Source organism: Nocardia sp. 852002-20019_SCH5090214, from assembly GCF_001665865.1.
In the GTDB taxonomy this organism is placed as follows: Bacteria; Actinomycetota; Actinomycetes; order Mycobacteriales; family Mycobacteriaceae; genus Nocardia; species Nocardia nova.
In genome coordinates this window covers 1-12,706 of record NZ_LZMK01000427.1, presented here as the reverse complement: position 1 = coordinate 12,706, position 12,706 = coordinate 1, and the positions used below count along the sequence as shown (strand labels likewise).

Here is a 12,706-nt window from a genome sequence, read left to right as displayed (position 1 = left end):
CGCGTGCGGGCCCCGAAGCCGGTGCGTTGTGGCCGCCGGCCGGTGGCCGGTGGCCCGGATTCGCCGGCCCGTGCAGCTCCTGGGTCGCATCGGTGTCCTTCGGCTCCCGGGGCATGGCGGGAGACACACTGCCGGGCCCGGATTCCGTTGTCCGCGTAGGCGAATGCCGCATGCCATCGGGCGGGATGCGCCGCGGCGGCTGCACGGGCCGGCGAATCCGGGCCACCGGCCACCGGCCGGCGGCCACAACGCACCGGCTTCGGGGCCCCGAGGCGACCTCGGCTCGCCGCACGGTCCGGGCTCGATGGGCACCGGTGAAGCCGGAGGTCCGACGGCGCCCGAGCCCGGGAATTCCACGGCCGCAACCGAATCCGATGCGTCCGGAAATTCGGCCGACCACCCCGACGCACCGGGTGACGACAACCGCAACAACATCGAACAGTGGATGGCCGACCTGCGCTCGTCCCGTCGTCGCCCCGAGCCGGAACCGGCCGATCCCGACGACGAGGGTAAGCATCGCACCAGCGGCCGCACGGTGAGCGTCAACGAACTGCTGCGCCGCCAGAACCGCGACTGATCGACTGCGCGGGCCGGTGGCTCCGTACCGGCCCGCGCCCGCAGCTCGCGGCTCTACGATGCCCCATGCTGAACACCGCGCGGATCGAGGCACGCGTCCCCACGCAGGATCTGGAACGGGCGAGGCGTTGGTACGCCGAGAAACTCGGTCTGGAACCCGTGGAGGAGCGCCCGGGCGGGCTGCGCTACGAGGGGGCGTCAGGGGTCTTCTGCCTGTTCGCGTCGGCCGGTGCGTCCGATGGTTCCTTCACCCAACTGGGGTTCTACGTCGACGATATCGAGAGCACCGTGGCCGCCCTGCGAGAGCGCGGCGTGGTCTTCGAGGAGTACTCGGGCACCGTCGGCGGGATCATGGAGATCGAGGGGAACTACCCCAGCAAGGGACGCGCGGAACGGGGTGCGTGGTTTCGCGACAGCGAGGGAAACATGATCGGACTCGGCGAGGTCGTCGAATAGCGATCAGAACCCCGACATCAGCTTCTTCCACTGCACGCCGAACGGATGCTTCGCGGTGATCGAGCTGAACCGGCTGCGCCCGTGCACGATGATGTGCAACGGTCCGATCGGCGGGCCGGTGCGCACTTTGTTGTTGGCGCTGGAACCGATCAGCTCCACGCCGTTCAGGTCGACGGTCGCCTCGCCGGGCAGGATCATGGTCAGCGAGCTGCAGAAATCGTCGACCCGGATCTCGACCACCTGGGTCGACATGACGGCCTGGGTGAAATCCAGGGTGACGCCCGACAGATAGCTGTTGACGTACAGCGAGGGCGGCACCTGCCACGGCCCCTTGCGGGTGACGCCGGACAGGCGCGGACGAATCGCGGTTTCGGCCTCGGTGCGTCCGGCGGGGGCACCCCACCGCCACGTCTGAGCCGGTCCGGGCGAGGCGGTCGGCTGGGCGGGATTCGGTTGTCCCGCAAGGCGAATCCCGGGCAGGTCGATCAGGACGGCGTTGAGTTCGCCGCGCGTCTTGGCCGCCAGCGCGGTATCCATCCGCTCGCTGAACTCGCCCAGCGACAACATGCCCAGCCCGACCGCGCGCTGTAGCAGGGTCCCGACATGTTCGCGTTCGGCATCCGATACTCGCAGGTCACGGTCGCCTACGGCTCCCCCGGTTCCCGCGGACCCCGGGGCGGAAACGGTCTCACCACCCATGTTCACGAGGCTACCGACGCCGCAGCCGCAGCACATCAGGGCAATCCCTGATCCGGCCCCTACTCGAGGCCCTGTTCGATGGCATACCGGGTGAGTTCGACCCGGTTGCCGAGCTGCAGTTTGCGCAGCGTCGCCTGCACGTGGTTCTCCACCGTGCGATGGCTGACGCTCAGCCTGGTCGCGATCTGTTTCGCCGACAAACCCTTCGCCACCAGCCGCAACACCTCGGTTTCGCGGTCGGTGAGGACGGGCTGCTCGGCGCTCCTATCGGCCCCAGCCCCGGCGATGCGACGGAATTCGCCGAGCACCACACCGGCCAGGCCTGGCGTGAACACCGCCTGGCCCGCGGCCGTCGCCCGCACCGCGTCGATCAACTCGGCCGCCGACGCGCTCTTGACCAGATAGCCGCTCGCCCCGGCCTTGACGGCTTCCAGCACATCACCGCGTTCGTCCGAGGCCGAGAGCACCAGTACTCGGCTGCGCGGCGAGACGCGGAGCACTTCCGTGGTGGCCTGGGCTCCGCTGCCGTCGGGCAGTTGCATATCCATCAGGACGACGTCAGGTCGGACCGCGGCGGCCCGGCGCGCGGCCGTGCCCGCGCCGTCCGCCGTCGCCACCACCCGGAAACCGGCTTCGGTGAGATCGCGGGACACGCCGTCGCGCCACATCGGATGGTCGTCGACCACCATCACCGAAACATCTTCTGCCGCGACGTCTTCCGATGTCCTCATCGTTGCTCCCCGTCACGTGGAATCCGGAATTCCCATTCGGTGCCGTCGGCGGTGTCGAGCAGTTCGGCGATGCCGCCCAGCGCCTCGATCCGCCCGACGATCGAATGCGAGACGCCCATCCGCCCCTCGGCGGCCGCGGCCGGCAGCCGGCCCTGCGCGATCCCCGGCCCGTCGTCGCGCACACTGACCACCACCGCATCGCCCATATCTTCCAGCAGCACAAAGGCTTTCGCCTCGGCGCCGGCGTGCAGCGCGGTATTGGACAGCGCGGCACCGACGGCGGCGGCGATCTCCCGGGCGGTCCGTGCCCCGATCGTCACCGGCTCACCGGGCGCGGAGACCGCGATCGACGGCGCGGCGAAGACTCTCAGCAGGGAACGCAGGTCCGCGCGGGCGTCGAGACCCGAACCGTCCCTGCCCTGTTCGGAGATCAGCACCCGGAGCGCGACTTCCTGTTCGCGGGCACGATCCGCCAATTCGGCCGTGCGTCCGCCGATTTCACTACCACGCCGACTGATGTACGCGAGGACCTGCAGCACCCCGTCGTGTACTTCGCGGGCGAGCCGTTCGCGTTCGGCGGTGGCGGCGGACAACCGCATCGCCTGCTCGAGGTGCCCCTGCGCGCGTCGCGCCGTCGCGGCCGCCAACCCGATGGCCAGCCCGACCGAAACCAGCACGAGCGCGGTCGCATCCGACCACAGATCCAACTCCCACTGTTCCCGCACCACGATGCTCACCACCGAAATCGCGAGCCCCGCGAGCACGCCGCCGAGCGCACCCCATTCGATCGCCGCCGACATCACCGCATTCGCCACCCACAGCGTGGTCGGCAGGGTCTGATGCCCGTGGTACCAGGGGTAGTCGGCGACCAGCCGAGTCGCCGCCATCAGCCCGACGGCGACCGCCAGGTCACCGATCACCACCGCTCGCCGCTCCCACCCGGTGACCGACCAGCGCGACAACCACAGCGCCGAGACGACCGACCAGAGCACCAGCATCCCGATCAGCACCCAACTCAGCGGCTGCCGCTCGTACGACGACACCGAGGCGACCTGCTGGCCCACCGCGTAGAGCATTGTGACCAGGCGAAACACCTGCGCCGCCCGCCACAGCGGCGCGGTCGCGGCCGTCGGTCCCGGCGCGGTCGAGTCGGCGGGCGGCGTGACGCCCGCGGACTCAGCCCTCGTCCGCATCACCGCCGTCCGCATCACCGCCGTCCGCATCGGACCGCGATTCGGCCCGGCGGTAGCGATCCGGCTCGGGCCGGTCGGCATCGGCGTGGAACATCGGCTCCCCCGGTTCCCCGGTATTGAGTTCCTGATACAGCTCTTCCGGGCTGCCGACCAGCAACGAACGGATCGCGGTGTTCATCACCGCGACGAACGGCACCGCCAGCAGACCGCCCGCGATACCGGCCAGCACCACGCCCGCCGTGATCGCCAGCACCACCGCCAGCGGATGGATGCGCACCGCACGGCCCAGCAACAACGGTTGCAGCACATGGCCTTCCAGCTGCATCACCGCCACCGTGATGCCGAGCACGATCAGCGCGGTGACGAAACCCTTCGTCATCAAGGCCAGGAAGACCGCGATGAAGCCCGCGAGCAGGGAGCCGACGATCGGGACGAAGGCGCCGATGAACACCAGCGATGCCAGCGGAAGGGCCAGCGGCACACTGAGAATCGCCAGCCCGGCGCCGATGCCGATGGCGTCGACGGCCGCCACCACGACGGTGGCGCGCACGAATCCGATCAGCGTGCCGAAGCCGAGCCGCCCGGCGGTGCGCACCCGTTCACGTTGCGGGGTGGGCACGATCCGGGTCACGAAGTTCCAGATCTGGTCGCCGCCGTAGAGGAAGAAAATCAGGATGAACAGCGTCAGGAAGGCGCCGGTCAAGAATTCGCCGATCGCCGCGGCGGTGGTCAGGGCGCCGCTGGTCAGCGAATCCTGATTGGCCTCCAGGGTTTTGATGATCGTATTGCCGCCGTTGCGGATCTGGTCGTTGCTCAGATGCAGCGGACCGTTGATCAGCCAGTCCTGCACGGTGTGGATGCTGGTCTTGAATTCGTCGGTCAACTGCGGCACACCGGTGATGAACTGCTCGATCACGAAGGTGAAGATCCCCGCCAGCAAGCCCAGCGATCCGACCAGGGCCACGAATACGCCGATGCCGCGCGGCATTCCGAGGCGTTGCAGCAGATCCACCAGCGGCGAGAGCAGCGCCGCCGCGAGCAGGGCGATCGCGACCGGAATGACGACCGTGGTCAGCTTGTGCGCCAGGTAGGCGACCGCCAGCACCGCCACCAGGATGATCAACAATCGCCAGCACCATTCGGCGCCCTGACGCACCAGTGGATGCACCGAGTCGGCCGCGCTGCGCTCGCGCCCGCGATCGGGTGCGCTTCGGCTCGAAGCCGCCGATGCGACGCCCGCCGGGGCAGGCTCGGCCGGATTCCCGGAGGTCTTGCTGTCCCCACTCACGCCGCGAGCCTATCGGCCGGGGACGCAACCGGCACGTGTCCGCTCCGCCCGAATCCGGTGACCTACGACGCGCCCCGCTAGATTGGTCATCGTGTCAGCGCCTCTGGAAGCGGTCAAACAGACCATGCGAACGCGCTGGCCGCTGTACCTCGCATCGATGCTGGCGGCCAATGCCTTCGGTGCGGTCCTGGTCTACGCGTTCATCCAGTACGGGCTGCCCGCGCCCGAGGGCACGCCGAACGGATTGCGGCGCGCCGGCCTGCTGCTTCCGGCGCTGGTCTTCGCGATCGGCGGATTCCTGAGCGTCACCGCCTCGGCGTTGATGCTGCGACCGGTGATGCGCTGGCAGATGCGCGGCGGTCCGCCCAGTCGCCAGGAACAGATGGCGGCCCTGCACGCGCCGCTGCGGCAGTCCATCCTCCACCTGCTGTTGTGGCTGGTGGGCGGTGCGGTGCTGGCCGCGCGGATCATCGTGGAAACACCCGAGCTCGCGGGTGCGGTGATCGTCACCGAATGTATGGCCGCCACCATCGTGTTCGGCTTCACCTACATGCTGGGTGAACGAATCTTGCGCCCGGTGGCCGCGCACGCACTGACCACCGGCACCTTCGATCACACGCTCACCCCCGGTGTCGGCACGCGCATGGCGATGACGTGGGGCATGGGCACATTCGCGCCGACCATCGCGATCGTGCTGCTGTGCGTCACCCAGATCACGTCGCAGGTGCATTTCTCGGCGCAGTCGCTGGCCATCTCGATTCTGCTGCTGTGCGGGGTGGTGATCATGCAGGCGCTGGCGCTGTCGATGCTCACCGCGTCGAGCATCTCCGACCCGGTGCGGCAGCTCTCCCGAGCGATCAACCGGGTGCAGGGAGGTGCGCGCGATGTCCAGGTCGAGGTGTTCGACGGCAGTGAGATCGGCCTGCTGCAGGTCGGTTTCAACCGCATGATGGAAGAGGCCGCGCAGCGCCGCGAACTGCAGGAACTGTTCGGCCAGCACGTCGGCGAGGAAGTGGCCCGCCGCGCGCTCGAGTACGGCACGGAATTGGGTGGTGAAACCCGGTTCGTGGCCGTGTTGTTCGTGGATATGGTCGGCTCCACCGCCACCGCCGCCGAGCGGCCGCCCACCGAGGTGGTCAGCCTGCTCAACGAATTCTTCCGGGTGGTGGTCGATGTGGTCGACCGGCACAACGGCCTGATCAACAAGTTCGTCGGCGATGCGGCGCTGGCGATCTTCGGTGCGCCACTGGACCGTCCGGACGCGCCGACCGCCGCGCTGGCCGCGGCCCGCGATCTGCGCGAGGCGCTGCGCGAGGTGCAGGGCCTGGATATCGGCATCGGTGTCTCGGCCGGCCTCGCCGTCGCCGGAAACATCGGCGCCGCGAATCGCTTCGAGTACACGGTGATCGGCGATCCGGTGAACGAGGCCTCGCGCCTCACCGAATTGGCGAAGGAACATCCGGGCCGCGTCCTGGCCTCGGGCAGCGCCCTGTACTTCGCCGACGACGACGAACAGAAGCAGTGGATCTCCGGCGACGAGGTGCAATTGCGCGGTCGCCGCCGCAAGACCCGGCTCGCGTGGCCGAAGGCTCTCGGATGAGCCACTGCCGCCTTCGGGCCCGACCCCACTAGGCTGGGCGTCGTGACGGCCCACGCTGAACCCGGCGGCGAACCGGCGCGGCCCGCGCGGCGCAGGTTCCGCTGGTTGAAATGGGCCCTCGGCGTTGCCCTGTCGGCGTTGCTGATCGCCGAGGGCGTATACCTGTGGCCGCGCCTGCACGATTCCTGGCGCAACCTCACGGAGATCCATTGGGGCTGGGTCGCCCTGTGCGTCTGGATGCAGGCGTTGTCGATGAGTGGATTCGGCCGCATCCAGAAACGCCTGCTGCGCGCGGGCGGGGTCGACGTCTCGCAGCGCGCCTCGGTATCGGTCGTCTACGGAGCCACCGCGATGTCGGTGTCGCTGCCCGCCGGCCAGGTGTTCTCTACCGCCTTCACCTATCGCCAGACCCGCCGCTGGGGTGCGAGCCCGATCGTCGCGTCCTGGCAGCTGCTGATGTCGGGTGTGGTCGCGACGAGCGGCATGCTGCTGCTCGGCGTGGGCGGCGCGCTGCTGGTCGGCAATCGCATCGGTCCGTGGAAGCTGGTCCTCACGCTGGGCGCGGTGGCGCTGCTGGTGTGGGCGGGCAAATACATTTCCGGTAACCCCGGTGCGCTGCAGGCGCTGGTGCGCCGCGGGGTGCGGCTGGTCAACCGGATCCGGCGACATCCGGCCGATGCCGGGCTGGCGCACGTCGACGAGGTGCTGCGACAGCTGGAATCGGTGGATGTGCACCGGCGGGATGCCGCGTGGGTCGCGTTCTGGGCGGTCGTGCATCGGCTCGGCGATGTGGCCTGCCTGGGTGCGGCCTGCTACGCGGTCGGCGCCGATCCGCGCTGGGCGGGCCTGCTGATCGCCTTCAGTGTGGGCAAGGCGGTCGGCACCATTCCGTTCGCACCCGGTGGCATCGTCTACGTCGATGCCACCCTGATCTACAGCCTCACCGCCGCCGCGGGACTGCCGGCGGCGCAGGCGGTGGCCGCCGCCTTCGTCTACCGCATGGTGAGTTTCATTCTCGTCGCGATCATCGGCTGGATCGTCTTCGTCTTCCGCTTCCGCAATCCGCAGCTCGGCGATGCGCAGTTCGAGCAGGAATTCGAACAGCGCTCGGCCCTGCTCGCCGAACCCCGCCGCGCCGACAGCGGCGCGAACCGGCCCCTTCGCGAGGGCGATTCGCCCGGACCGGCCGAACCCGACGGCGAACCGCAGCCCTGAGCGGTCCCGGAATCCGGCTGCCGCACCGCTGTCACTACCCTGGCGACCGTGAGGAAATGGCTGCCGCTGCTGATCGATGTCGTGCTGGTGATCGTGTTCTGCGCGATCGGCCGGCGCAGCCACGACGAGGCGGTGGCGGCGGGTCTGCTGCGCACGGTCTGGCCGTTCGGCGCCGGTCTGCTGATCGGCTGGGTGATTGCTCCGGCGATCGTCGGCCGCGGGCGACTGTCCGACGCGCTCGCACGATTCGACGGATCGGCGGTGTGGCCGACCGGCGTGGTGGTGTGGTTGTCGACGCTGATCGGCGGCATGGTGCTGCGAGTGATCAGCGGTCAGGGCACCGCGGTCAGCTTCGTCATCGTCGCGGCGACCGTCCTCGTGGTCTTCCTGCTGGGCTGGCGCGCGGTGTGGATCCTCGCCGCCCGGCGCATTCGAGTCACCGGCGCATCCGTGAACTGACGCCCGCGACCGCTACTTGTTGTCGTCCGGCGTGGCCAGCGACTGCAGCATCCGCGCGGCCATCCGGGAGGTGGCATCGCCGCTGTCGATATCGTCGATGTGGATGGCGAAGGCCAGGTCACCGGCATTGGCGAGCAGCCATCCGTCCGAGCCGGCATTCGCGGTGAAGGCGGTGACCCCGGCATAGCGGGCGACCGTCACCTCCTGCGGGCTTCCGGTCGCGTCGCGCAGCATGCCGCGCAGCTTGTCGACCACATCGCCGGGCAGCGGTTCCAGCTTGGCCTCGGTGGTGCCGGGCCGGCCGATCTCGATCATCGGCGGAGCCACCGATCCGCGCGCGATCGTGGCCGCGGCGATCGCCATCCCGAACGGGCTGGCCAGAATCGGATCGTTGGCGCCCTGTTTGACCTGCTCGACGCCGCGACCACCGATCGGCAGCCGGCCCGTGGTCTCGTCGAGTCCGGGCACCTTGAACCCGATGCCGACGCCCAGCATGGCCGCCGCCTCGGCCGCATCCTGCACCGAAACGTCCTGCGGCGCCTTCTTCTTCACGATCGAGGCGACCGCCTTGAACAGGTCCATCGCACCGCCGACCGGATAGGTGGCGGTGAATGCGGGCGCGCCCTGGGCGCTGGCGTAGTTGTTCTGGGCCGCCGCGACCACGGCACCCGTGGAGGGCTGTATCGCCACGATCGAGGCCGCCGTACCGACACTGACCACCGCGTCCTCGGCCGCACGCTGCAACTTCTGGTCCATCGTGGAGGCGATGTCCGGCCCCGGCGGACCCTGATATCCGGCCAGTTGGGTGACCATCCGGCCGTCGGGCTCGAACAGCTGCACACCCCAGCCGGCGTGCTGATCCCGGTTCTCCTGCCACACCTTCTGCAGCGCATCGGTCATGGGCGACCACACCCGGCGGTCGGCGACGATCAGCCTCGGCTGCTTCTCCATCACCACGCCCGGAATCGAGGCCATCCGAGGCTCGAGAATCGCGAAATCGTCCTCGCGCAGGCTCACCGCGGTGATCGGCTTGCCCTGCGAGCCCGCCAGCTGCTGCATCAGCGAGGCACCGGTGATCAGCGGCGCGACCGGCGCGATGGCATCGGCCAGGGCATTGGTGGTGCCGACCGGATCACCCGTCTTGGTGGGATCCACCTTGATGACGTTGATGGTCTGCTGGGTCAGCAACGGCCGGCCGTCGTTGTCGTTGACCTTCGGCGCCGGCGTCGCCTCGGTGCGGACGAGCTTCACCGACCGCTTGTAATCCAGTTGCGGCATGACGACGGTGGGGTCCCAGGAGATCCGCCAGCCGATAGCCAGCTTGCGGATATTGCCCTGCAGGTCGTAGCTCCAGTCCTTACCCGGCCCGAAGTTCCAGGCGGCCTTCAGGTTGAACATCGCCGAATCGCCGTCGAGGCTGATGAACTGAACCAGCTTGTAATCGGGCTTACCGGGCTGGAGTCCGTCGAACATCGACTTCAGAGTGCTCTCGGCACCGGAGGGGTACGAGGTCAGTGCGGCGGCGCCGGCGGCATCGCGATCGTCCATTAGCTGGGTGAAATGCTCGACGACCGCTTCGGGTCCACTCGGCGTGCTGTGAAAATCGCACGACCCCATCACGATCGCTACGGCAGCAATTGCGGCCAGTGCCACTGCGCCCCGAACGCGAAAGCGGCGGGATCCCCACACATCCATGTCGCCCACTCTTCACTCTTGTCACTCCAGCAACAAGACCAACGGTACCCGAAGGAGTTGCCCGCGGTCCCACCTAGGCACCGACCGCATCTTCCATGCTCAGCGACCACAATAGTGCCCGATCACCGACATCCGTTGCAGCCGGTCGGCGAAATCGGCGGACGTGTTCGGAAGCTTCCCCTTTCCTCCGACAGCGAAACCCGGGGTGCATTTATGCGGAGTAATCTTGTAATCACAGTTACATAGGAACTTCCGCAGTGAGGAAACATCATGAGACACGGACACGGACGTGGATTCGGGCGGCCGGGGGGCTGGCAACAAGCGGATCTTCCGGACGCCGCCGACGCTCCGGACTGGTTCGCCGGAAGGTTGCCGAGCGAGTGGTTCAGCGGTCCGGCGACCATCGAAATCGACCGCGACGAGATTGTGGTGATCGGTGAACTGGCGCTGCCGGCACCCGAATCGAGCGAGGACGAGGAAGCCGGATCCGAACCGTCTCCCGCGACGGTGGACGGCCTGATCGCGCGCTTCCGCGAATCGACCCGGCCGGCACGCATGCAGATCGCCCAGGAGGCTCAGGCGCGCTACGGCCGCAATGTGGCCTGGGGCGTCTCGGTCAACGGGGAACGCACCCTGTTCACCCATCTCTCGGTGCCGGTGATGACGCGGCTGCGCCAGCCCGAACGCAAGGTGCTCGACACGCTCGTCGACGCCGGGGTCGCCCGCTCCCGCGCCGATGCGCTCGCCTGGACGGTGAAATTGGCCGGTAAGCACGCCGAGGAGTGGTTGGCGGAACTGCGGTCGGCGATGCGCAAGGTGGACGACCTGCGAGCCGAGGGGCCGCGCGGCCTGTGACCGGGCTAGGGTACCGGTCATGGCACCGATTCTCGTGCTCAACGGCCCGAATCTGAATATGCTCGGCACCCGCCAGCCCGAGGTCTACGGCTCGGACACCCTCGACGACGTGGTCGAGCTGTGCCGGGAGACCGCCGCCCGCTTCGATCGCGAGATCACCGCCTATCAATCCAATTCCGAAGGGGCGTTGATCGATCGGATCCACGCCGCGCGCGGGGTGGAAGCCGGGATCGTGATCAATCCCGGCGGCCTGACCCACACCTCGGTCGCCCTGCGCGACGCCCTGGTGATTCCCGAGGTGCCGATCGTGGAGGTACACATCTCGAATGTGCACGCACGCGAGGAATTCCGGCACCATTCCTACATTTCGCCGATCGCCACCGCGGTGATCGCCGGGATGGGGATCCGGGGCTACGCGGCGGCGATCGAATTCCTCTGCACCCGTTGACTTTCGCTCAGGCTCCGTCGCGCAGTAGCCGGTACATCGGCAGTCCGGCGCCGGCGGCGACCACCTTCTCCCACAGCTCCCGCACGGTATGCGACAGCGTGGCGTCCACCCCCACCTCCGCGCTGGTCTCGACGACATGGGCCGCACCCGCCACCATCATCCGGGCGGCCGCGTCGTCACCCCAGCCGCCGGACTTCGCGGCGGTGGCGTATTCGGCCATGAAGAAGGGGAACGCCTCGGCGGAGCGTTGCGCGAAGGGCAGGAAGCGGTCGATGTCGTGCCCGGCGCGTTCGACGACGGCCAGGGCCTGGTTGTAGCCGATCAGCCAGGGATGGAACAGCGTGAGCAGAGCCTGGTAGAACAACTGCGCCAGCCCGTCGTCGGCGCCGAGGTACTCCGGTGCGCTGAGTGGGCGCAGCAGGTCGGCATGGGCGTCGAAGACCTCGCGTGGACCGCTGTAGAAGATGTAGGACGCCGGATGGGTGATGTTGTCGCCGGCCGACATGAACCCGCCGGACAGGAACCGCGCCCCGTGCGAGCGCACCCATCGGGCGCCCGCGCGGGTGCGCTCCGGCGAATCGGAGGACAGATTCACGATCACCCTGTCCCGCAACCGTTCCGGAGCCCGGCCCAGGACGTCGTACATGGCGGCGTAGTCGGTGAGGCTCAGGATGATCACCTCGTTGCGCTCGAGCGCGTCGGCCACCGACTCGGCGCGCCGGGCGCCCAGTTCCGCCATGGCCTCGGCTTTGTCGGCGCTGCGATTCCAGACCGTCACCTCGGTGCCGGCGGCCAGCAGCACGCGCACGATCGCCCGGCCCATCGGGCCCAGCCCGATCACCGTGACGGAGGAACGTTCGGACATGGTGTACTCCTTGGTGTTTCGAAGTTCTTCCGATCGGCGCCGGATTCGATCGTCACCGGGATCCGCGTCCGGGGCAATAACGCACGTCGACGTGCGGTTGCTTACCTCGAAGTTCGAAAAATGGTCAGGAGGCCGAGATGGCGAACGACAGTGATGCAGATCACTCGGTATGTGGGATGTCGGTGGCCATCGACGTGGTCGGCGGCAAGTGGAAACTGCACCTGATGTGGGTGCTGGGCGAGGGCCCGCAGCGTTTCGGCCGCATTCGTGCCCTGCTGCCCAGGGTGAGCGAGAAGGTGCTCACCGAGAATCTCCGCCATCTGGAATCCCACGGCGTGGTCCGCCGGGAGGTGTTCCCCGAAATCCCTCCGCGCGTGGAATATTCGCTCACTCCCTCGGGGATCGACTTGGCCGCGGCCCTGCGCCCGCTCGAGCAGTGGGGTGAACGGCGCCGCGACGGACTGCTCGACACCGCGACGGCATGAGGGCGGGTCAGCCCAGGTAGTCGCGCGCTATCCGGGCACCGACTTCTTCGAGCAGGCGGGCGGCCTGGAATCCCACGGCGTGGTCCGCCGGGAGGTGTTCCCCGAAATCCCTCCGCGCGTGGAATATTCGCTCACTCCCTC

The 12,706-nt window shown here is 68.5% G+C and carries 15 protein-coding genes; 9 read left to right on the top strand and 6 right to left on the bottom strand.

Translation table 11 applies throughout. From position 1 onward, the window contains the following. Positions 1-304 precede the first annotated feature (304 nt). Both A5780_RS36895 and A5780_RS36890 read left to right on the top strand, forming a co-directional pair. The gene (locus tag A5780_RS36895; RefSeq protein WP_156769759.1) at positions 305-577 is read left to right on the top strand and encodes a hypothetical protein; all 273 of its coding nucleotides are present in this window, start codon (positions 305-307) and stop codon (positions 575-577) included. A 65-nt stretch (positions 578-642) separates the two neighbouring features. Continuing rightward, complete coding sequence (locus A5780_RS36890; RefSeq protein WP_064906188.1) at positions 643-1,032, top strand: VOC family protein; 390 nt, start codon at positions 643-645, stop codon at positions 1,030-1,032. A gap of 3 nt (positions 1,033-1,035) precedes the next feature. Here A5780_RS36890 and A5780_RS36885 read toward each other — a convergent pair whose 3' ends face one another. The 4 genes from A5780_RS36885 to A5780_RS36870 all read right to left on the bottom strand — a co-directional run bounded on the left by A5780_RS36885 (position 1,036) and on the right by A5780_RS36870 (position 4,823). Next, the gene (locus A5780_RS36885) at positions 1,036-1,731 is read right to left on the bottom strand and encodes a DUF1707 domain-containing protein (protein ID WP_051755533.1); all 696 of its coding nucleotides are present in this window, start codon (positions 1,729-1,731) and stop codon (positions 1,036-1,038) included. Positions 1,732-1,790: 59 nt separating this feature from the next. After that, complete coding sequence (locus A5780_RS36880; protein ID WP_082976932.1) at positions 1,791-2,462, bottom strand: response regulator transcription factor; 672 nt, start codon at positions 2,460-2,462, stop codon at positions 1,791-1,793. Further along, entirely contained in the window at positions 2,459-3,538 is a 1,080-nt protein-coding gene (macS, locus tag A5780_RS36875) for a MacS family sensor histidine kinase (protein ID WP_231983214.1), read from the bottom strand. Before macS ends, A5780_RS36880 begins: the two co-directional genes overlap by 4 nt. Positions 3,539-3,638: 100 nt before the next feature. Next, positions 3,639-4,823, bottom strand: a complete 1,185-nt coding sequence (locus tag A5780_RS36870; protein ID WP_063011564.1) for an AI-2E family transporter — start codon at positions 4,821-4,823, stop codon at positions 3,639-3,641. Positions 4,824-5,067: 244 nt separating this feature from the next. Here A5780_RS36870 and A5780_RS36865 point away from each other — a divergent pair, with 244 nt between their 5' ends. The 3 genes from A5780_RS36865 to A5780_RS36855 are packed head-to-tail and all read left to right on the top strand — an operon-like array spanning position 5,068 to position 8,217. After that, entirely contained in the window at positions 5,068-6,543 is a 1,476-nt protein-coding gene (locus A5780_RS36865) for an adenylate/guanylate cyclase domain-containing protein (protein WP_063011568.1), read from the top strand. A gap of 42 nt (positions 6,544-6,585) precedes the next feature. Next, positions 6,586-7,758, top strand: coding sequence for a YbhN family protein (locus tag A5780_RS36860; RefSeq protein WP_063031093.1), 1,173 nt, complete (start codon positions 6,586-6,588; stop codon positions 7,756-7,758). Between the two features lie 48 nt (positions 7,759-7,806). After that, positions 7,807-8,217, top strand: coding sequence for a DUF3054 domain-containing protein (locus A5780_RS36855; protein ID WP_064911325.1), 411 nt, complete (start codon positions 7,807-7,809; stop codon positions 8,215-8,217). A 12-nt stretch (positions 8,218-8,229) separates the two neighbouring features. Here A5780_RS36855 and A5780_RS36850 read toward each other — a convergent pair whose 3' ends face one another. Then, a complete protein-coding gene (locus A5780_RS36850; RefSeq protein ID WP_064911328.1) occupies positions 8,230-9,912 on the bottom strand; it encodes an NTF2-like N-terminal transpeptidase domain-containing protein in 1,683 nt (560 codons plus the stop codon). A gap of 270 nt (positions 9,913-10,182) precedes the next feature. On the opposite strand from A5780_RS36850, the gene A5780_RS36845 reads away from it, so the two are divergent. Continuing rightward, positions 10,183-10,767: a hypothetical protein gene (locus tag A5780_RS36845; protein WP_030514211.1), complete on the top strand. Its 585-nt coding sequence runs from the start codon at positions 10,183-10,185 to the stop codon at positions 10,765-10,767. 19 nt (positions 10,768-10,786) lie between these two features. Beyond that, positions 10,787-11,215 (top strand): type II 3-dehydroquinate dehydratase, encoded by a 429-nt coding sequence (aroQ, locus tag A5780_RS36840; RefSeq protein WP_062966518.1) that lies wholly within the window; start codon positions 10,787-10,789, stop codon positions 11,213-11,215. A gap of 7 nt (positions 11,216-11,222) precedes the next feature. Here the strand turns inward: aroQ and A5780_RS36835 are convergent, their stop codons facing one another. After that, positions 11,223-12,125 carry an NAD(P)-dependent oxidoreductase gene (locus A5780_RS36835; protein WP_255407313.1) on the bottom strand — a complete coding sequence of 301 codons (903 nt, stop codon included), beginning with the start codon at positions 12,123-12,125 and terminating at the stop codon, positions 11,223-11,225. A 92-nt stretch (positions 12,126-12,217) separates the two neighbouring features. On the opposite strand from A5780_RS36835, the gene A5780_RS36830 reads away from it, so the two are divergent. Both A5780_RS36830 and A5780_RS42670 read left to right on the top strand, forming a co-directional pair. Further along, positions 12,218-12,565: a helix-turn-helix domain-containing protein gene (locus tag A5780_RS36830; RefSeq protein WP_064911324.1), complete on the top strand. Its 348-nt coding sequence runs from the start codon at positions 12,218-12,220 to the stop codon at positions 12,563-12,565. Next, positions 12,522-12,706 (top strand): helix-turn-helix domain-containing protein (locus tag A5780_RS42670; protein WP_197521953.1); only part of this gene is annotated, 185 nt, incomplete at its 3' end. The genes A5780_RS36830 and A5780_RS42670, both read left to right, overlap by 44 nt.